This window comes from Rhizobium sp. NZLR1, assembly GCF_017357385.1.
Taxonomy (GTDB): Bacteria; Pseudomonadota; Alphaproteobacteria; order Rhizobiales; family Rhizobiaceae; genus Rhizobium.
In genome coordinates, this window is sequence record NZ_CP071633.1 from 1 (window position 1) to 19,468 (window position 19,468).

Here is a 19,468-nt window from a genome sequence, read left to right on the forward strand (position 1 = left end):
ATGCAGCCGAGTCTTGCTCTTCAGGACGATCAAGAGCATCTCCCTTCGCTTCTGGCAACAGATGCGAAGGAGTTGTCCTATCAACTTCAGCAGCATCAGGCAAAAATCTTCCCGCCGCTTTCCCAAAAGACCATCAGAACATTTTCGCCGGCGGAAGCTGCGTCCTTCATCGGCATCGGCGAAGGTTATCTCCGGCAGGTGGCGGCCGATGGCCATGGGCCCGATCCGCTGGCCAACGGACGGCGGCTCTATAGCGCAACGGATATGGATCGGATTCGCCGGGTTCTTGACGAGCGAAACGGAACGCCGAAATATGTGCCGGCCCGCAGGCCGGGAGAGAAGCTCCAGATCGTCTCCGTCATGAATTTCAAAGGCGGCTCGGGCAAGACTACGACCGCAGCCCATTTGGCGCAGTTCATGGCGCTCAGGGGTTACCGCGTGCTCGCCGTCGACCTCGACCCGCAGGCCTCGTTGTCGGCTCTTTTCGGCCATCAGCCGGAATTCGACGTCGGTGAGGGCGAAACCATATACGGCGCCATCCGCTATGAGGATCCGCGCCCAATCGCCGACATCGTGCGCGCCACCTATACGCCCAATCTGCATCTCATTCCGGGAAATCTCGAGCTGATGGAGTTCGAGCACGAGACGCCGAAGGCGATGTCGTCGGGTAGAGCGGAGACGATGTTCTTCGCCCGCATTGGCGAGGTCCTGACCGAGATCGAAAGTCTTTACGACATCGTCGTCATCGACTGCCCGCCGCAGCTGGGGTTCTTGACGATGTCGGCGCTCTGCGCAGCGACCTCGGTGTTGATCACGGTCCATCCGCAGATGCTCGACGTCATGTCGATGTCGCAGTTTCTGACGATGACGAGCGAGCTGATGTCGGTCGTGGAGAAGGCCGGCGGGCGCACCAGCTATGACTGGATGCGCTATCTCGTGACGCGCTTCGAGCCGAACGACGGGCCGCAGAGCCAGATGACTGGCTTCATGCGGGCGATCTTCGGTAACCGAATGCTCCACAACGCCATGGTGAAGTCGACAGCAGTCGCCGACGCTGGCGTCACAAAGCAGACCCTTTACGAGGTCGAGCGGTCGCAGTTCACCCGCGGAACCTATGATCGGGCGCTGGAGTCCCTCAACTTGGTGAATAGCGAGATCGAGGCGCATCTTCGCTCCACCTGGGGAAGGAAATAGTCGATGGCGCGCAAGAACCTCATCGAAATCTCTGCTCCGAGCCCGGCTAGGGTGGAAATGGTCCTACCGCGCGACAATCGCCCGATCGCCGGGTTCGTGCCGCAGGAGCGCAGCGCGGCGCCAGTCGGCGGCATTACCAAGACGCTGGGCAATATTACGGAGAAAATGGAGCGGGCGAGTGAACTGGAACGGCAGCTTGCCGCCGGCCAGACCATCGTCGAGCTCGATCCCGCCCTGATCGACGCCTCCTTCGTCAGCGATCGATTGGCGATCGACGCGACCGAACTCGCGCAGCTTGTCGAGCAGATCCGCGAGCACGGTCAGCAGGTTCCGATCCTCGTCCGTCCGCATCCCGAAACCAAGGGACGGTATCAGGTTGCCTACGGCCATCGTCGTCTGGCCGCCACTCGAGTAATCGGCATCAGGGTGCGCGCTGTCATCCGCGAGCTCACGGACGGTCAACTGGTCGTCAGCCAGGGGCAGGAAAACAGCGCTCGAACCAATCTTTCCTACATCGAGCGCGCGCTCTTCGCATCGAGGCTCGAAGAACGGAGCTTCGGCCGCGATGTGATCATGGCGGCTCTCGCCGTCGATAAGGCGGCGCTGTCGAGAATGCTGATCGTCATACGGCAGGTTCCCCTTGATCTCGTCAATGCCATCGGCGCGGCGCCCGATATCGGTCGTCGGCGGTGGTTGGAGCTGGGCGAGCGGCTTGAAGGTGCCGACATCGAGAAAATCATCGCCGAGTTGTCCGCGGACGACGCTCGAAAAATCTCGAGCGACGAGCGGTTTCACCGGGCGCTCGTGCTGGCTACCAGACGGACGGCGTCGGCGAAACCGACGATTGCCCAAACCCAGCTTAGCGGCGTGCCGGTGATGATCAAAACGACAGCGTCCGGTGCGACCTTCGTCTTTGACGGCAAGACCGCACCCGGTTTCGATCAGTTCGTCCAGGAAAGGCTGAAGGGCCTGTTCCAGGAGTTCAACAAGGACAGAGGAGCGTAGCGCGCAAAAGAAAAAGGCCCCCAACGACGCCGTCGTGGAAGCCCTTCTCAGATCTTAAGCACATCGAGAATCGCATTTCCCCGAATCACAGTCAAGCGTCTTAGGCACCAAATTGGTGGATGGTTTTCTTTTGCCTGAACGAAGGTGAAGGCAAATGGAGAGTGGATATGTGACGACGCCCTTTGGGCGGCGGCCGATGTCACTTGGCATGCTGGCAAGCCAGCAACTGGCCGAGACCATCGAGCCGGGAATGAAACGCAGCAAGTGGAAGCTGTTTCGGGCAATCTGCGAGGCGCGGCCGTCGCTCGGCGTGACCGATCGGGCGCTGACGGTGCTCGACGCGCTTTTGACCTTTTACCCCGATGATGAAATCTCTGAGGAGAAGGGCCTGATCGTCTTCCCGTCGAATGCGCAGCTTTCGCTCCGCGCTCGCGGAATGACGCCGGCGACGCTGCGGCGGCATCTGGCGGTTCTGGTCGAGTCCGGCCTGATCCTGCGCAAGGACAGCCCGAATGGAAAGCGCTATGCCCGCCGGGACGGGGCAGGGGCCATCGGCGAAGCCTTCGGCTTCAGTATCGCGCCGCTGCTCGCACGCGCGGCCGAGATCGAAAGCCTGGCCGCCCAGACGGTCGCCGACCGGGAACTGCTGAGAGCGACCCGAGAGCGCCTGACGGTTTGCCGACGTGATATCTCCAAACTGATTTCGGTGGCGCTCGACGAAGCGATTCCGGGCGACTGGGAGACGATGACGCTGATGTTTCGCGCACTGGTCGCGAGAATTCCGCGCGTGGCGACAGTCGAAAGCCTGGCTTCGGTGCTCGATGAGATGGGCCTGCTGCGCGACGAAGCCGTCAACCTGCTGGAAAGACATGTTAAAAGAAAAAAAATAAACGCCAATGAGTCTCATATTGAGCGTCACAAACAGAATTCAAACCCCAACTCCAACTATGAACTTGAACCAAGCTTCGAAACGAAGCAGGGCGAAAGCGCTGTGGCCGATAATGAGCCGAACGCCGGACCGCCTGACGAGCGAAGACTGGAGCAGCCGAAGCTTTCCGGCAGGATGAGCAACGGAGCGGGAGGCGCGGCCGATCCGGTGGCCGCGCCTAGCCTGAAATCCTTCCCGCTCGGCCTCGTTCTGCAAGCCTGCCCTCAAATCCTTGACTATGGTCCCGGCGGAGCCATCGGCAACTGGCGAGATCTGATGTCGGCGGCGGTGATCGTGCGCTCGATGCTCGGCGTCAGTCCCTCGGCCTATGAGGAAGCCTGCTTAGGCATGGGGCCGGAAAATGCCGCGACGGTGATTGCCTGCATCCTGGAGAAGGGAGGGCATATCAATTCTCCGGGGGGTTATCTCAGGGATCTGACCCGGAGGACAGAGCGGGGCGAGTTTGCAATCGGCCCGATGCTGATGGCGCTCGTGCGGGCAAGCGGACCAACAGCAAGGCATGTTGGATAAGGGAACGGGCGCGGCGATCGCATAACGATTGAGGATGCAATCACCTCTTTACAACTAACATGTCACTCTGCTACGTCTAGCCTCAATCATCGGGAGGAAGCATATTTGACCCAGAAATTTGGGCTGTCAGTCGCTCTCGCCACGCCGTTCGGCAACAATGGCGATATCGCCATCGATGTTATGATCGAGCAGGCAAAGCGAAGCCTCGCTGCCGGATGCTCGAGCGTAACGCTGTTCGGAACGACGGGTGAAGGTTCGTCCATCGGAACGCAGGAACGTGAACGTGTTCTGGCTTCCATGATCGAGAGTGGGATAGAAGCGAGCAAAATCCTCGTCGGCGTGCTGGTCGACGCCGCCGAGGATGCGGCGTCGCAGGCAGGTCATGCGCTTTCCAAGGGGGTTCGCAACATTCTGCTTGCTCCCCCTTCCTATTTCAAGAACGTCAGTGACGACGGCCTGTTCCAGTGGTTTTCGGCTGTGTTCGCCACCCTCGGCGACAAGGCGCGAGACATTATCGTCTACAACATCCCCTCGGTCACCATGGTTCCGCTGACCGTATCGCTGATCGGCCGGCTGCGGGCAGCCTTTCCCAATATCGTCATAGGCGTCAAGGACTCCTCCGGCGACTGGCCTTTTACGGAAACACTGTTGAAAGCGCATGGCGATCTCGTCATCCTGGTGGGGGACGAACGTCATTTGGCGAAGGGCGTGCGGCTTGGCGGCCAGGGTGCAATCTCGGGCATGGCGAATTTCGTACCGCGCGAAGTCAAGCTGATGGCGGAGGAAGGCAAGGATGATTCCCGCATCGAGGACTTCGTCGCCGAACTGCTGAAATTTCCGGTGACGGCTGCCGTAAAGGTCATGGTCGCGCAACTGACGTCGGATGATATATGGCTTGCTGTTCGTCCGCCGCTCGTTTCAATATCCGCGGAAGGGCAGGCGGAACTCGCTCTCGCTTTCGATGGTCTTTTCCGCTCGAAGGCGGCATAGGGCAAAGATGTTTCTGGGAGAGGCGATGGACGGCACAGACGAGCAGCCGACACTCCGGGAAAAGGCGTATGAGAGCTTCACGCGCCACCTTCTTGCGCGTGATGTGCGCCCCGGTCAGTTCGTTTCGCAGCGCCGCCTCGTCGAGTTGACAGGACTGACACTTGGCGCCATCCGAGAGCTCATTCCGAGGCTGGAAGCCGAAGGGCTGATCAAGACTGTGCCTCAGCGCGGCTTACAGATCGCCCATATCGACCTTAATCTCATTCGCGAGGCGTTCCAGCTGCGCGTTTTCCTGGAGAAGGAAGCTGTCGCGCTTTTCACCCGCTCTGCATCTGACGAGACGGTCGCCAGACTTTTGAAGCAGCATCGCGATATCGCCGATGCCATTCGCGGCGGCGATGGATCGCACGAATTGGAACTACACGCGCAGGCCGTCGATTGGGGCATGCACGACGCTTTTATCGATGCCTTGGGAAATACCATCATTTCGAACGCCTACCGGGTAAACTCGATCAAGATGCGCCTGATCAGTCAGGATCGTTTTCGCATCGACGGTCACGTCGGACCTGTCATGGGTGAGCACCTGAAGGTGCTCGAGGCGATCGAACGACGATCGGCGGAGGACGCCGTCAACAGCCTTGTCGCACATATCAATCATGCAAGAGATCGTGCGCTCAGGATATAATCGGAAAATAGGCAGCCGGGGGTGAGGAGATCGCCGGCAAGAGGAGGAGCAATCAAATGTCATCGTTTTTGAATCCGACGAGGCGCGGCTTTCTGGCGGGGACCGCCACTTTTGGAGCCAGCAGCATGCTCGGCATGCGGTCGGCATCCGCTGCCGTTGATTGGAAGCGCTTTGCCGGGACGACACTCGAAGTCAACCTGGTCAAGAGCCCGCGCAGCGAGACGCTCGTCAAATACCTGTCCGAGTTCGAAGAACTCACCGGCATCAAGGTCAATGCCGAAGCGACGCCCGAACAACAGCAGCGCCAGAAGACGACCATCGAGCTCAGCTCGGGCAAGCCGAGCTTCGACGTCGTCCACATGAGCTACCACGTGCAGAAGCGGCAATTTGAAAAGGGCGGCTGGCTTGCCGATATCAGCGGCTTTCTCAAAGATTCGTCCCTGACCGATCCGTCGCTCACGGAAAGCGATTTCGCCGAAGCCGGCCTGACCTTCGCCAAGGACTCTGGCGGCGTTCTGCGCTCGCTTCCGTTCTCGGTCGATTACTGGATCATCTACTGGAACAAGGCACTGTTCGAGAAGAAGGGGCTGTCCTATCCGACGACGTTCGAAGAACTGGTAACTGCGGCCGAAGCACTCACCGATCCGTCGACCAATACCTATGGCTTCGTTGCTCGCGGCCTGAAGAACGCCAATACGCCGGTCTGGACGTCGCTGCTGCTCGGCTATGGTTCGAGCCCGCTCGGCCCCGATGGCAAGCTGCGTACGACATCGCCAGAAGCGATCGACGCAGCCAAGCTTTACCAGAAACTGATGACCAAGACCGCCCCTCCCGGCGTCTCCGGCTTCAACTGGGCCGAGGCGCAGTCGGCCTTCCTGCAGGGCAAGATCGGCATGTGGCTGGACGGCGTCGGTTTTGCTCCGCCGATCGAGAATCCGGAAAAGTCGCGTGTCGTCGGCCAGGTCGGTTACGGTGTGATGCCGAAAGGCCCGAAAGCACAGGCCGCAGGCACATTCGGCGACGGCCTTGGTGTCGTTGCGGCAAGCAAGAACAAGGAAGCAGCCTACCTCTTCTGCCAATGGGCGATTTCCCACGACATGGGCGCACGCCTGCTGCAGGCCGGTGCCGGCGTTCCTTTCCGCCAGTCGATCCTTGCGGATGCCAAGGTTCGCGAAGGTGTCAAGATGCCGGCGGCATGGCTTGATGCGGTTGCGGGTTCCGGCAAGATCTCGCAGCTCGCGCTGCCGGTGATCATTCCGGTCACCGAGTTCCGCGACATCTATGGCGTCGGTCTTACCAACATGATCGGCGGCGGCGATCCAGAGACCGAACTCAAGGCCGCGACGGCACAGTTCGAACCCGTCCTGGCGAAGAGCGAGGGATAATGGCCTCGGCAAGCATCGAAACGGCCGCAGCGGCCAAGGCCGCCTCGAAGGGAAGGAGCAACGCTGGTCGCGTTGCTCCCAACTACTGGCCCTTCGTCATTCCGGCGCTGATCGTCATTGCGGCCGTCATCGTTTTTCCATGGGTGTTTACCCTTTGGATGAGCGTCAACAGCTGGACGCTTGGCCAGTCCCAGGTCTTTGCAGGACTGGACAATTACGCCCGCCTGGCCGTGGACATGCGCTTCTGGGAGTCGCTCTGGCATACGGTGCTCTACACGACGCTCTCGGTGGTGGCGCCGCTCTTTCTAGGGACGCTCGCCGCGTTGATTTTCGATACGCAATTTCCGCTCCGCGGTCTTCTGCGCGGTATATTCGTGATGCCGATGATGGCGACGCCCGTCGCCATCGCTCTCGTCTGGACCATGATGTTCCACCCGCAGCTCGGCGTCCTCAATTATCTTCTATCCTTGATCGGCATCGGCCCTCAGGAGTGGATCTATAATCAGACCAGCGTCATCCCTTCGTTGGTGCTGGTCGAGACATGGCAATGGACGCCGCTTATCATGCTGATCGTGCTCGGCGGTCTGGCGGCGGTTCCGCGCGAGCCCTATGAAAGCGCCGAAATCGACGGAGCCAATGTCTGGCAGAAATTCCGCTATCTAACCCTGCCGATGATCGCGCCTTTCCTGATGATTGCGGTGATCATCCGCAGCATCGATGCGGTGAAAAGTTTCGATATCATCTATGCCATGACCCAGGGCGGGCCGGGCACGGCGTCGGAAACGATCAATATCTATCTCTACAACACAGCTTTCGCCTATTACGACATCGGCTATGGCTCGGCCATGGCAGTTGTCTTCTTCATCCTCATCGTCCTGCTGTCCTTCGTCCTTTTGATGCTCCGGCAGCGTGCGAACTGGTCTGACGGGGAGGCACGCTGATGAAGCGCAGAACGCTCGATCGTATCGGACTGCTGTTTGTTGCCCTTGTGATGATATCGCCGGTCGTCCTGTTCTTCCTCTGGATGATCTCGCTGTCGCTGAAATATGAAATCGACAGCGGTGCCTATCCGCCGATCTTCATTCCTCAGCGTTTCGCTTGGTCGAACTATCTGAAGGTCTTCGAGGAGAACAACTTCTTCCTGTATCTGTGGAATTCGGTGGTGGTGACAGGTGCCGCCACGCTTCTGGCACTGCTGATCGGCGTGCCGGCCGGATATGGCATCGCGCGCCTGAAGGCCGAGAAGTCGGCGATGGTCATCATGATCGCGCGTATGACGCCCGGCCTTTCCTTCCTGATTCCGCTCTTCCTGCTCTTCCAATGGCTGAACCTGCTCGGCACGCTCCTGCCGCAGATCATCATCCATCTCGTCGTCACAGTGCCGATCGTCGTATGGATCATGATCGGTTATTTCGAGACGACGCCGATGGAACTGGAAGAGGCCGCCAGCATCGATGGCGCCACACCCTGGCAGATTTTCCGCTTGGTCGCTTTGCCGATCGCCAAACCCGGCATTGTCGTCGCCTTCATCCTGTCGGTCATCTTCTCCTGGAACAACTTCGTCTTCGGTATCGTGCTCGCCAGTCGCGAGACCCGCACGCTGCCGGTCGCGGTCTACAACATGCTTTCGTTCGAACAGGTCAGTTGGGGGCCGCTTGCGGCGGCGGCGCTGATCGTCACTTTGCCCGTGCTGATATTGACGGTGTTTGCGCAACGACAGATCGTGGCTGGGCTGACGGCCGGAGCCGTCAAGTGAGCCGGTGAGACGACGGTTTTGGCGACTTCTTCTGCTTTCGCCTGCCTGCTTGACCAGGATGATTTTAGGCCGGTCGGCCTAGAATCTGAATCCTATTCTAAATTAAAGAGTTAGAGCATGATGTCGTCCGAAAACCGCTCGCACTTTTCGGCATCATACTCGAGTCCGGCGCGCAGCGTTTTATGTGTCGGCGCTGCGGTGCTCGACACGCTGTTTCGTGTGCGCTCGTTGCCGATCGGCCAGGGCAAAATTCTCCCCTACGATATGCTGCAGATCGCCGAGGGTATGGCGTCGAGCGCGGCCTTTGCGGTCGCCCGGCTGGGTGGCAATGCCAACCTCTGGGGTGCGGTTGGCGATGATGCCACCGGCGAACGCATCATTGCGGAGCTCAGCGATAGCGGAGTAGATACGAGCGGTATGGTTCGTGTGGTAGGCGCCCGCTCGGCGGTCTCGACGATCCTTGTCGATGATCAGGGCGAGCGGCTGATTGTGCCCTTCTACGATGCCGGGCTGCACGAGACGGTCAAACCGGTGACAAAACACGACGTGTCTGCTTTCGATGCTGTGCTCGTCGACGTCCGCTGGCCGAAGCTTGCGCTGCGGACGCTGTTCGCAGCCAGAGAGGCCGGCAGGCCAGCCATTCTCGATGGCGACGTTGCGGGCGATGGCGTAATCGAGATGCTTGCACCGGCGGCCAGTCACATCGTGTTTTCACAGCCGGCCGCCGAGCGCCTTACCGGAACTGCGGAGACGGCGAAGGCCGTTGGCCTCCTGAAGCGAAAGTTCGAGCAGGCCTTCATCAGCGTCACATCAGGGGAAAACGGCTCCTTCTGGTTCGATGACCAAACCGGCGAGATTTTCCATCTGGCGGCTCCGAAGGTGAGGGCCGTCGATACGCTCGCAGCAGGCGATATCTTCCATGGCGCTTTCGCTCTGGCGATCGCAGAAGGCGTGCCGATCGCCGAGACGATGCGCTTGTCGTCGATGGCGGCGGCGCTGAAATGCCAGGTGTTCGGCGGACGCATCGGTGCACCAACCAGAGCCGAGGTCTGCGATGCCCTCCGCGGTTGGGGCGTCGAGCGGCAATCGTGCGGGCAGGTAGATTAAAAAAGCGATCCGCCCGCGGTATGAGTTTGCGCTCCCTCAGCTTTTGACCGAACCGGCGGTCATGCCCGCCAGGAAGTAGCGTTGAGCAACCAGGTAAAGCACCAGGAGGGGAAGGGAGCCGAGCACGCTCATTGCCATCATTTCATTCCATTCGAAAGCATGCTGGCCCATCAGCAGCTGGATGCCGATCGGAACGGTTCTGAGATTCATCGATTTTGTCAGCGTCAGTGCGAAGAGGAATTCATTCCACGCCAGCAGAAAAGTGTAGACCGCCGTAGCAACAATCCCGGGGATGGAGACGGGCACGATGACGCGCCAAAGTGCCGTCCAGCTCGAACCGCCATCGACGAGAACGGCCTCGTCCAGCTCTTTCGGTAAGGTGTTGAGATAGCCCGTCATCAGCAGGACTGCGTAAGGCAGTGTAAAGACCATATAGGTGAGGATCAGTGCCAGATATGTGTCGAAGATCCTGAAGGCGACTACCATTCCGAAATAGGGGATCAGAAGGGTGATGGGCGGAACGGTCTGCGTGCTGATGATGAAGATGTTCAAGGTGTTCTTGAAGCGGAAGGAATAGCGGCTGAAGCCGTAAGCAGTCAGGATAGCGATGACGAGGGTGAGGCAGGTGACGACGCCGGCGACGAAGTAGCTGTTGATGAAGAACCGCACCTTCACCGGATCGTTGAAGATCGTCAGATAGGCGGCCAGGGTAAAATCCTTCGGCAAAAGCCGCGGCGGAAGAGCGAAGATTTCGGTATTCGATTTCAGTGAACTGAAAAACATCCAGACGATCGGGAAGGTCGAAAAGACCAGGCCGATCGCCAGTCCGAGATAGGTCAGGATGGTCGGCAGTGCCGAGTTCTTGAAGGAACGCTTTGCCATGACGGTCACCTTCGCTGCTGGTGTTTGATGTAGAAGTAGGTGACGCTCATCGAAATGATGAGGATGATCATTGCACTCGCCGAAGCCAGCGAAAATTCATATTGGGAGAAGGCGAGCTTGTAGGTGAAGGTGGATAGCACTTCCGTCGAATAGATCGGACCGCCGCCCGTCGTCATCCAGACGAGCGGAAAAACCTGCATCGTCCAGATAAAATCGAGAAGCGCGATGCTGATAATGATCGGCATCAGTTGCGGGATGGTGATGTACCAGAATTTTTCCAGTTCGTTGGCACCATCGATCCCGGCTGCCTCGTAAAGCTCCTTCGAAATGCCTTGGAGACCGGCAAGCAGGCTGACCATATAAAGCGGATAACCCGCCCAGATGTTTGCAAAGGTCAAGGCGTGAATGGCGGTGCGGGTCGAGGAAAACCACTCGACCTTGAAATTGATGATGTGGAGCGCCATCAGCACGCTGTTGACGACGCCGTTCGGATCGAGCAGCAAACGCCAGATGATGGCGATGATCACGGCGGTGAACAGCCAGGGCAGGATGAAGAGCACACGCAGGACGCTCCGAATAAGCGGATCGACGCGGTTGGTGTTCAACAGCAGCGCGAAAGCCAAGCCGATGATGAAGTGGAAGACGACGCTCATGATCGTGAAATACATCGTCTGGGCGACCGACTGCCAGAACACCGGATTTTCGAAGATGGTCAGGTAATTCTGGACCCCTGCGAACGCAGCGTCCTTTTTCATGATGGCGCCGTCCATCAATGAATATTTGAAGACCATCACCATGGGGAACAGCATCAGCAGAACCAGCAGCAGGGTGGCCGGCGACACGTAGAAATACGGCACCAGCTTCCTCAAGGTGCTGTAACGAAGTCTTCCTTTCCTTCGCGCTTTGACTTGCGCAGCGACCAGAGCCGGAGCGGAATGATTCATGAGCTGTGACTTCCCATTATGCGAAGATTTGACGACTTTCACCGGCAGCGCCAGGTCGCTCTGCCGGTGATCTCGTGAAAGCGACGTGCTTTAGTCCTTTGTTTTATGCATGTCGTTATCCCGGAACCGCCGCGCACTTCCGGGCGACATGCATTAGAACTTCGCGAGCCAGACCTTCTCGGTATTGGCAGCCGCATCCTTGGCCGACTGGCCGCCGTCGAACATCTTTTGAACTTCGACGTTCATGTCCCGCATCAGCTCTTCGGCTACCGGAAGGCCGACGAATTCGTTGGCAGGATAGCCGCTCTGGAAGATTTTAAAAGCTTCCGCGAAGATCGGGTCCGATGCCACGAAGTCCGGTTTGGCATGGACGTTGCCGGGGAAGGCGTTGGCAATCGAGACCAGACGGCCATTGACGTCGGGGCTCATCAGATATTCCACAAGCTTCCAGGCTTCTTCCTTGTGCTTGCTGCCGTCGCTGATGCCGATGCCCCAGGACGCATAGGGCATGCCGCGTTTGCCGGTGTAGCCGTCGGTTGCGGGCAGGGCCGAGATGCCGAACTTGAGCTTCGGATTGCGCTCGCGGATAAGGTTCACATGTGCGAGGGAATCGACCATCATGCCGACGCGGCCATTGACGAATTCCTCGACCTTGTCCTGTTCCTTCTTGGCGAAAATGCCGGGAGAAATAACGCCTTCCTTGTTGAGGGAAGCAAGATAGTCGAGCGTGCCGACGACGGCGTCATTTTCAAGATCGGGCTTGCCGTCCTTCATCATCGAGGCGCCGGAGGCCCAGACCCAGGACATCACGTCATTCTGGATTCCGCTCGGGGACTGCAGCGATAGCGGCAGAACCCAACCATACTGGTTCTTCGAGCCGTCGGTCATCTTCTTGGCGGCTTCGGCGAATTCCGTGCGCGTGGTCGGCAATTTGTCGACGCCAGACGCCTTGGCGATATCCAGGTTGACGAAGACCGGGTAGACGAAGGAAGCCAGCGGGAACATCACGCTCTTGCCATCGACCTTGACGATATCGGTGATCTGGCTCTTGTCGTATTTCGCCTTCTCCATCAGTTCGTCCATGGAGGCGATCGCGCCCTGCTTGGCGAGCCCGTTGACCCAGGCGCCATCCAGGCCGACGACGTCGCTGAGGGTTCCGGAGGCGGCGCCGACGACGATCTGGTCACGCGTCGTGGCATAGGGGCCGCTAACCAGCGTCACCTTGATGCCGGGGTTTGCCGCCTCAAAATCGTTCATGATGCCGCGCAGGGCCCCGGACGGCATTTCCGGTTCCCACCATTGAATAAATTCGATGGTGGTGTCGGCAAATGCCGATGTGGCGCAAAGCGCCCATACAGCCACGGCAGCCCGCATCGTCATGCTGAATTTTCTAATATTCATCTGTGCCTCCCATAGATTTCAGTTAATCGATCCTCCTCAAGACCGTAGACAAAGTAGGTTCCCTGAGGCACCTATCTGTCAACGAAGAACTGCGATCGAGAAAGGATGAGAGACCTGCGTTGGCGGCGAATAACAGGATAAGTAACTGACAAGACAGGATAAAATCTACCGTTGGAATCAATTCTTTTTTCAAGCATTTGTGTTGCTTGTGACTCATTTTTTCTTTACTTTCGTAAACAAATGAAAGTTTGCTCAACAAGACGAAACATGGGAAGTGCGTCATCTTCACTGCGAAATTTTCCGATTTGCGGCCTGAAACAAGCGTTTTTGCAGCCACGAGGCGCAGCCGCCGCAAATCGCAGGTGGAGGGAATATTTCGGTTTTCGAAAGGGAGCCGAGTCTGCAATTCCGGGCGCCAAAAACGCTCTGTACAAATTGCCCCATGCGTGATTTGGCGCGTCAGTGGATTTGCCGTTGATGCGAAATCATTTTGATCCGGCGCCTCGTCCCGCCGATAAGGAACTGAATGGCCAAGAAAAGTTATAAATCGATGGACGATTTCGCGACCGCCTCCGGCGTATCGCGTCCGACGCTGTCGAAATATTTCGATGATCCCTCGCAGATCAAGGAGGTGACCCGCAAGCGTATCGAGGCGGCCCTCAAGAAGTCGAATTTCGAGCCGAACCTTTTCGCGCGGCACCTCAATCGCAAGCGGACCAGAAATATCGGGATCCTGGTCCCGACCATGTCGGATCCCTTTTATGTGCAGGTCGTGTCGCTGATCGAGCTGGAGTTGCGCGAAAAAGGCTTCTGGCCGGTCCAGATCTCTTCGCACACGCGGCCGGAGCTGGAGGCCGAGGCGGTGCGGACATTGCTCTCGCTGAAGGTTGCAGGTGCGATCGTGGCGCCGCTCGGAGCCGGCTTGCGCCGCTCCGCGCTGGAAAGACTGAAGGACGCAATCCCCGTCGTCTGCTTCGACAATCCGGCCAGCGGCGACCTTCCTTATGTCGGCAACGACAACGCACAAAGCATGGCAGCCATCGTGCAATATCTCTGCCGGTCCGGTGAGCCGCCGATATTCCTGGAAATTCCGCATCTGACGGAAAACGCCGGCGAGCGGCAGGCGAGCTACCGCGCGACCATGGCAAGGGAAGGGCATTCACCGCTGGTCATCGATTGTGACGCACCACCGTCCTGGGAGTTCGAGCGTCTCGGATACGAGCAGATGCAGAGAATTCTTGCGCGTGGCGGCCTGCCCGGCAAAACACTGCTCTGCGCCAACGACCGCTTCGCTTTCGGCGCCATGGCGGCCGCATTCGCTTCCGGCCTGAAAATCGGGCGCAACGACGGTTGCGACGTGCGCATCGCCGGGCACGACGATCATCCGCTGAGCCGATATACCTGTCCGTCGCTGACGACGATGGCCCAGAACGCGCCGGAGATCGCAGCGAAATCCGTGGAGCTTTTGCTGTCTCATATCGAAAGCGAGGACGAGGGGACGACCCCTTCGATAAAGAGGGTCATCCTGGAAGCAACACTGGTGATGCGCGACTCGGCTTGAGGCGGGCTCAACGCGTGAGCGCCGGGTCCATGGTGCGCCATGCCGTTGCAATGGCTTCAAGAGCCTCTTGCGCCTCCGGAATGGCCCGGCGCTTCGAGACGAAGCCATGGATCTGTCCAGGCCAGGTGTGGCTTGTGGCCTGGGCTTCGGAGCTCAGCCGCTCGGTATAGAGGGCCCCTTCGTCAAACAGCACATCGTGGCCGGCAAGGATCACGACGGCGGGCGCCACGCCCGCCAGTGACGCGGCGCGAAGCGGCGAGGCCCGCCAGTCGGACCGGCTAGCAGGGTCCGGCAGATAGTGGTCCCGGAACCATCGCATCGCCGCTGACGTCAGGCCGAAACCCTCATCGTAACGCAAGTAGCTGTCGGTTGCCTGCAACTGGTCGGTCACCGGATAGATCAGCACCTGACCGATGACAGCCGGCACCTGTCCGTCGCGTGCCAGCAGAGCGATGACGGCGGCGAGATTTCCGCCGGCGCTGTCGCCGCCAACGACAATTCGCGCCGGATCGATGCCGAGTGCAGCAGCCTGATCCGTCATCCAGACGAGCGCGGCTGCGCAGTCTTCGATCGCCGCCGGAAAGGGATGTTCCGGGGCGAGGCGGTAGTCGGGCGAAACCACGACGGCGCCAGCGATATTGGCAAGCGTCCGGCAAATGTCCTCATGGGTTTCCGGCGCGCCGATCACAAAGCCGCCACCATGGATATAAAGCAAGGCGGGAGCCCGCTCGCGCGGCGTTGTGCGGCCGCGCCATATCTTCAGCCGGATGGCGCCGGCATGCCTTTCCAGTATCTCGGCCACATCCTCGAGCGGCCACTGGATGTCTGCGAAACCGTCCAGATATTGTTGCCGCGCCAGCGCCGGCGTGCAGCTTTCCACAGGCTCCTGCGGATCGCCCGGCCACGCAAGTGCGCGTTTTGCGGATTCATCCAGTTGTGTCATGCAAGCAGGCTCCGTGCTTCGTCTTCCCGCAATTCCCTTGGCTGGGCAACAGTACCTGGAATGGTCTGCGCGACACCGGTTTCACCTGCCCGGAGGGTTGCTTCCATGACATCTAGCACATGCAGCGCGAGATCGCCTGAAGCGCGCGGCGTACGGCCTTCGATGATGGCGCGGGCAAGATCGGCAAGACCAAGCATGCGATAGTTGGCGCGGTCCGGTGCTGCGATCGGCCAATTGGCCGCACCGAAGAGTTCGCCTGATGTATCGGTTTCCTGCCAGGGCGCGCCACGACTGGAGAGCGCGACACGGCCGCTGAAATTATCAGGGTCGGGCAGGCGTAGCGATCCTTCGGTGCCGTGCAGCTCAATGGGGTGGTTGGAGTGGCGGAAGACGTCCCAGGAGGTGCCGAAGGTGACTGTGGCGCCGCAATCAAATTCCAGCAGCGAAAGCACGCTGGTCGGTGTTCCCACTTTGAACCTGGTGCCCTGCTTCGGCCCTTCGGCGGTGATGAGCCGCTCTTCCTGCCCGCTTGTGGCAACGGCCTGCACACGTCGGATCGGCCCCATCAGATTGACCATCATCGTGAGATAGTAGGGGCCCATATCCATGACCGGGCCGGCGCCGGCCTGATAGTAAAAGCTGGGGTCCGGATGCCAGTGCTCCATGCCGCGGCCCATCATGAAGGCTGTCCCCGTCACCAGCTTGCCGATGGCGCCGGCTTCCATCTGCCGCCGGGCATGACGTCCGGCTGCCCCGAGGAAGGTGTCCGGCGCCGAACCGAGCATGAGGCCCTTTTCGGCGGCCGCATCCACCAATCGGCGTCCTTCTGCGGCCGTGACGCCGAGTGGCTTCTCGGTAAAGACATGTTTGCCCGCCGACAACGCCCGCATCGAGACGTCGAAATGGGCAGCCGGGATCGTCAAGTTGAGGATCAGGTCGATGTTCTTATCGTCAATGAGGGCATCGACGTCGGCCGCCCGCAGGTTGAACTCAGCGGCGCGGCGCTTGGCGGCGTCTGCATTGAGATCGGCACAGGCGGTGATCTCGACGCCGCGAAACAGCGGCGCATTGCGCATATAGGCGAGCGAAATGTTGCCGCATCCCACAACGCCGATCTTGAGTTTCATTTCATTGGTCCCTTCCATCTAGACCTGACCTTGCCGTTGCGTGCTCACAGAGTTGAGGAATGCTATGTTTGACGCGCGAGATATAAATTATGTTGACGCACGCTAACATTTTCCCCTACGAAATGACAAGACGTTGGGAGGCGTCGCAACTCCCCGATGAAGAGGGTCTCGGCCCTCTTGTTGAAGAATGCGTTTCGGCAATGCGGACACCAAGTGCCTCGATGATCGCCTCCGCGAAGGCGCCGGCTTCGATATCGGCTGTCACCAACGAATAGGTCAGGACCAAATTATGAACAATGCTGCGCTGAAAATCGGCTGCCAGACATTCACCTGGGAGATGCTGGGCAAGGGTTGGGGCGGGGGGCCGGATGATCTGGTGCGCGCCATCGCCGATGGCGGATATGCCGGTCTCGAAATCACCGACACGATGATCGGTCACTACGTGCTTAAGCCTGCCGACTTTGCCCGTACTTTGACAAACGCCGGTTTGACGCTGGTTTCCTTTGCCTTCGGCTCCGCCAGCGGCTTCACGGTGGCGGAAAAAATCGCTTCCGATCTGGAGACGGCGCGGCGCTGGGTGGATTTCGTGGCGAACTTTCCCGGTGCGATGGTGTCGATGGGATCGGCCACCGTCGTTTCGGATGGCCCGCGCGATGAGAAATTCGCCATCGCAGCGGAGTGCTACAATCGCGCGACCGAGATCGGACGGTCGGCCGGTGTCGCCGTTGCTGTCCACCCTTCCTCGCACCACAATACGCTTCTCTTCACCCGGAACGATTATGACCGCCTGTTTGTTCTCCTCGATCCACGGGTGGGTTGGGTGCCGGACACCGGCCATATTCTGCGGGGCGGCCAGCAGATCGACGAAACGCTTTCGGCCTACCGGGACCGTATCCGCTACGTGCATCTGAAGGATGTCGACGCCGGCGGGATCTGGGCGATGCTCGGCGAAGGCGTCTGCGACGTGCCCGCCGTGATCTCGGCCGTTCGGGATGCGCCGGAGTTCACCGGCTGGATCGTGGTGGAGGAAGAATCGGACCATGCCGGAACCGATCCGGCGGCGGCCGTTCGCGTGAACCGCGAGACGCTTCGACAGCTGGGGTTCTAACGCGCCTCGTTTCCCTTGGGGTCGACGAAAATCTTCCGCGCGCGACAATGCCTCTCCCGGCTCGCGGCTGAATTGGCGAGGCTGGCTGCCGGTCACGCGTAGCGCACCTCCACGCCGAGCTTGTCCAATCGGTGGCGAATGCTGTGCGGCATGTTGCTGTCCGTGATGATCAGATCGACGCGCGACAGCGAGAAGGCTTTGGAGGAGGCGCCGATGTCAAATTTGCTCGAATCCGCCACAAGTACGACACGCCGGGCCATGCGAACCAGGTTGCGCTTGGTCCGCGCAATATCTTCTGAGACATCGACGACGTCGAAGGCCTGATCGATCGCGTGAGCGCTGACAAAGGCCTGGTGGGCGACGAGACCGCCGACCGCCTTATCGGAGTCCGATACGATCGTGCTGACGGTGCTGGGAAACACCCGGCCGCCGATCATGTGCACGTCAAGTCCCGGCCGGTACATCAGGTGCTGCGCGATGTTCATCGCCGTCGTCGCGACCACGACGTTGTTGACCTGGGGCATCTGCATGGCCACCTGCAGCAACGTCGAACCGCTGTCGAAGACGATCGACTGGTTGTCGATGATCTGCCGCGCGGCCATCTGGGCGATGCGCCGCTTCGCATCGAAATTACGCTGCATGCGTTCCTCGAAGGCTGCGGCCGGCGAGTCGGACGGCAAAGCGATTGCCCCACCATGGGTTTTGATCAACTGCTTCTTTGCATCCATGATCTCGAGGTCGGAGCGGATCGTGACTTCCGAGACCTCGAAGAATTCCGCGAGCTGGCGGGTGCGAGCCTGGCCGACCCGTTGAAGTTCCAGCATGATCTGCTGCCGCCTCTGTTCTGCAAGCATATGCGATCCCGACTGCCGCGCGCGCCGTTGCGATAAAGCGACTTTTGAAAAACGAAAGCCAGCCGCGTGTTTGTACGGCTTCTGCTGCAGAAATAGCTCCTTGGAGTGAAAAAAGCACGTTAAAAATTTTCTTGCCGCGTGGAAACGAAAGAATTCGAAATATTGAACATTTGTTTGTTTTCGAGTTAGGGTTTTTCCAGCAACGAAGCCGTCAATCGCAAAGCCAGCAATCGTAAAGCCAGCAATCTTAAAGGAAGTATCGCCATGGGTCTCGGAACCAAAATCCGCCTCGCACGCCTGTTCTCGAACCCATCGGGTCATTTGTTTGGAGGCGCGGTCGATCATTTTGTCGGTTATGGCAATGTTCGTGAGGGCGGGCTTGCCGATCTGCCGGGCGCGCTCAAACGCGTCATGGCGGGAGGCCCCGACTACATCAGCATCCAGCCTGGCGCGGCGCGGCACCTTTGGTCGGAATACGCCGGGAAGGCAGCCCTCGTCATTCAGGGTGGCTGCTTCACCGCCGACGACCGGATTCGCCAGCTCATTGCGACCCCGGAAGACGCTGTGCGCTATGGCGCCGACGCCCTGGCGGTCGCCATTCCAGTGCGCGGCGCCACCGAAGGAGAGTACATCCGCTGGCTCACCGACACGGTCAACGCCGCCGCCCGCTACGAGATGCCGGTCGTCGCCCACGTCTATCCCCGGGATTTTTCCGATGGCGGCAAGATCGTGTTTACTCCGGATGAAATTGCTTATGCGGTTCGTATCGGTTTCGAAGCCGGCGTCGACGTGATCAAGGTCGGTTACACCGGAGATTTCGAGTCCTTCCGGGAAACTGTCGCGACCTGCCCGATCCCGGTTGTGATTGCCGGCGGCCCGAAGACCGATACGCTGCTTGGAGCGCTCGTCCAGACCTCGGAAGCCTTGCGCGCTGGCGCCAAGGGGGCGGTCGTCGGCCGCAACCTCTGGGGGCACGGCGATACGACCATGGCGGCGCGCGCCTTCAAGCTCGTCATTCATAAGGGGATGGCGCCAGAGGAGGCACTGGCGGCTGCCGGGGCTTGAGA

The 19,468-nt window shown here is 59.5% G+C and carries 18 protein-coding genes; 12 read left to right on the plus strand and 6 right to left on the minus strand.

Going from position 1 to position 19,468, the window contains the following annotated elements; translation table 11 throughout:
* From repA to J3O30_RS22410, 9 genes are all read left to right on the plus strand, one after another.
* Positions 1-1,194: a plasmid partitioning protein RepA gene (repA, locus tag J3O30_RS22370; protein ID WP_207584775.1), complete on the plus strand. Its 1,194-nt coding sequence runs from the start codon at positions 1-3 to the stop codon at positions 1,192-1,194.
* Between the two features lie 3 nt (positions 1,195-1,197).
* Positions 1,198-2,199 (plus strand): plasmid partitioning protein RepB, encoded by a 1,002-nt coding sequence (repB, locus tag J3O30_RS22375; protein WP_207584776.1) that lies wholly within the window; start codon positions 1,198-1,200, stop codon positions 2,197-2,199.
* A 154-nt stretch (positions 2,200-2,353) separates the two neighbouring features.
* Positions 2,354-3,658, plus strand: coding sequence for a plasmid replication protein RepC (repC, locus tag J3O30_RS22380; protein WP_207584777.1), 1,305 nt, complete (start codon positions 2,354-2,356; stop codon positions 3,656-3,658).
* A 105-nt stretch (positions 3,659-3,763) separates the two neighbouring features.
* A complete protein-coding gene (locus tag J3O30_RS22385) occupies positions 3,764-4,648 on the plus strand; it encodes a dihydrodipicolinate synthase family protein (protein WP_207584778.1) in 885 nt (294 codons plus the stop codon).
* A gap of 7 nt (positions 4,649-4,655) precedes the next feature.
* Positions 4,656-5,333 (plus strand): GntR family transcriptional regulator, encoded by a 678-nt coding sequence (locus J3O30_RS22390; protein ID WP_204330037.1) that lies wholly within the window; start codon positions 4,656-4,658, stop codon positions 5,331-5,333.
* A gap of 56 nt (positions 5,334-5,389) precedes the next feature.
* Positions 5,390-6,718 carry a sugar ABC transporter substrate-binding protein gene (locus tag J3O30_RS22395; protein WP_207584779.1) on the plus strand — a complete coding sequence of 443 codons (1,329 nt, stop codon included), beginning with the start codon at positions 5,390-5,392 and terminating at the stop codon, positions 6,716-6,718.
* Entirely contained in the window at positions 6,718-7,659 is a 942-nt protein-coding gene (locus tag J3O30_RS22400; RefSeq protein ID WP_207584780.1) for a sugar ABC transporter permease, read from the plus strand. The genes J3O30_RS22395 and J3O30_RS22400 overlap by 1 nt, the downstream gene beginning before the upstream one ends.
* Positions 7,659-8,474: a carbohydrate ABC transporter permease gene (locus J3O30_RS22405; RefSeq protein ID WP_207584781.1), complete on the plus strand. Its 816-nt coding sequence runs from the start codon at positions 7,659-7,661 to the stop codon at positions 8,472-8,474. Before J3O30_RS22400 ends, J3O30_RS22405 begins: the two co-directional genes overlap by 1 nt.
* A 120-nt stretch (positions 8,475-8,594) precedes the next feature.
* On the plus strand, positions 8,595-9,581 hold the full coding sequence (locus J3O30_RS22410; protein WP_207585167.1) for a sugar kinase: 987 nt from the start codon (positions 8,595-8,597) through the stop codon (positions 9,579-9,581).
* A gap of 36 nt (positions 9,582-9,617) precedes the next feature.
* Here J3O30_RS22410 and J3O30_RS22415 read toward each other — a convergent pair whose 3' ends face one another.
* From J3O30_RS22415 to J3O30_RS22425, 3 genes are all read right to left on the minus strand, one after another.
* A complete protein-coding gene (locus tag J3O30_RS22415) occupies positions 9,618-10,463 on the minus strand; it encodes a carbohydrate ABC transporter permease (RefSeq protein ID WP_207584782.1) in 846 nt (281 codons plus the stop codon).
* A gap of 5 nt (positions 10,464-10,468) precedes the next feature.
* On the minus strand, positions 10,469-11,407 hold the full coding sequence (locus J3O30_RS22420) for a sugar ABC transporter permease (protein ID WP_207584783.1): 939 nt from the start codon (positions 11,405-11,407) through the stop codon (positions 10,469-10,471).
* 153 nt (positions 11,408-11,560) lie between these two features.
* Positions 11,561-12,808, minus strand: coding sequence for a sugar ABC transporter substrate-binding protein (locus J3O30_RS22425; RefSeq protein ID WP_207584784.1), 1,248 nt, complete (start codon positions 12,806-12,808; stop codon positions 11,561-11,563).
* Positions 12,809-13,334: 526 nt separating this feature from the next.
* On the opposite strand from J3O30_RS22425, the gene J3O30_RS22430 reads away from it, so the two are divergent.
* The gene (locus J3O30_RS22430) at positions 13,335-14,369 is read left to right on the plus strand and encodes a LacI family DNA-binding transcriptional regulator (RefSeq protein ID WP_207584785.1); all 1,035 of its coding nucleotides are present in this window, start codon (positions 13,335-13,337) and stop codon (positions 14,367-14,369) included.
* A gap of 7 nt (positions 14,370-14,376) precedes the next feature.
* Here J3O30_RS22430 and J3O30_RS22435 read toward each other — a convergent pair whose 3' ends face one another.
* Together J3O30_RS22435 and J3O30_RS22440 are read right to left on the minus strand one after the other, a co-directional pair.
* Positions 14,377-15,312: an alpha/beta hydrolase gene (locus J3O30_RS22435; RefSeq protein ID WP_207584786.1), complete on the minus strand. Its 936-nt coding sequence runs from the start codon at positions 15,310-15,312 to the stop codon at positions 14,377-14,379.
* Positions 15,309-16,457 (minus strand): Gfo/Idh/MocA family oxidoreductase, encoded by a 1,149-nt coding sequence (locus J3O30_RS22440; protein ID WP_207584787.1) that lies wholly within the window; start codon positions 16,455-16,457, stop codon positions 15,309-15,311. Before J3O30_RS22440 ends, J3O30_RS22435 begins: the two co-directional genes overlap by 4 nt.
* Positions 16,458-16,728: 271 nt before the next feature.
* Between J3O30_RS22440 and J3O30_RS22445 the strand changes: the two genes are divergently transcribed.
* Positions 16,729-17,547, plus strand: a complete 819-nt coding sequence (locus tag J3O30_RS22445) for a sugar phosphate isomerase/epimerase (RefSeq protein ID WP_207584788.1) — start codon at positions 16,729-16,731, stop codon at positions 17,545-17,547.
* 92 nt (positions 17,548-17,639) lie between these two features.
* Here the strand turns inward: J3O30_RS22445 and J3O30_RS22450 are convergent, their stop codons facing one another.
* Complete coding sequence (locus J3O30_RS22450; protein ID WP_207585168.1) at positions 17,640-18,401, minus strand: DeoR/GlpR family DNA-binding transcription regulator; 762 nt, start codon at positions 18,399-18,401, stop codon at positions 17,640-17,642.
* 264 nt (positions 18,402-18,665) lie between these two features.
* Here J3O30_RS22450 and J3O30_RS22455 point away from each other — a divergent pair, with 264 nt between their 5' ends.
* Positions 18,666-19,466: a class I fructose-bisphosphate aldolase gene (locus tag J3O30_RS22455; protein WP_207584789.1), complete on the plus strand. Its 801-nt coding sequence runs from the start codon at positions 18,666-18,668 to the stop codon at positions 19,464-19,466.
* The last annotated feature ends 2 nt before the right edge of the window (positions 19,467-19,468 follow it).